At 68.5% G+C, this 391-nt stretch carries 1 protein-coding gene; it reads left to right on the plus strand.

Features of this window, described 5'->3' with window-relative positions; all coding sequences use genetic code 11:
* Positions 1 to 21: 21 nt before the first annotated feature.
* The coding region (locus NE591_RS13085) for a KH domain-containing protein (protein WP_256156843.1) at positions 22 to 391 on the plus strand (370 nt) is incomplete at its 3' end.

Below are 391 nucleotides of genomic sequence, written 5' to 3' on the forward strand. Positions count from 1 at the left end.
GGAACGGGAGACAATGGGCAGCTGAGCGGAAGCGCCGACGCGAATGCTGGGGGCAAGGCGGATGGCAGCACCGCAGCCGATGACCAGACCGACGACAACGGGACGAAGGACTCAGGCAAAGATGACGCCTCGAAGCCGACAGCCAAACCCAGCACGACGTCCGGCACGCATGGTTACCACCGTAGCTCGACCGCCTACCGCGGCGTTCCGCAGACCGGTGACGCGGCCACCGATGCGCTATTGGCCGTGGGGGCCCTGGCCATCGTCTCAGGCGGCGCCGCAGCCCTCGCCCGTGCCTCCGTGTCTCGCGTGGACATCGAGCGCGCCGGCGACAAGATCAAGGTGACCATCACCACGGCCCGCCCCGGCGTGGTCATCGGCAAGAAGGGCG

It is taken from the genome of Adlercreutzia sp. DFI.6.23 (assembly GCF_024462535.1).
GTDB classification, from domain to species: domain Bacteria; phylum Actinomycetota; class Coriobacteriia; order Coriobacteriales; family Eggerthellaceae; genus Adlercreutzia; species Adlercreutzia rubneri.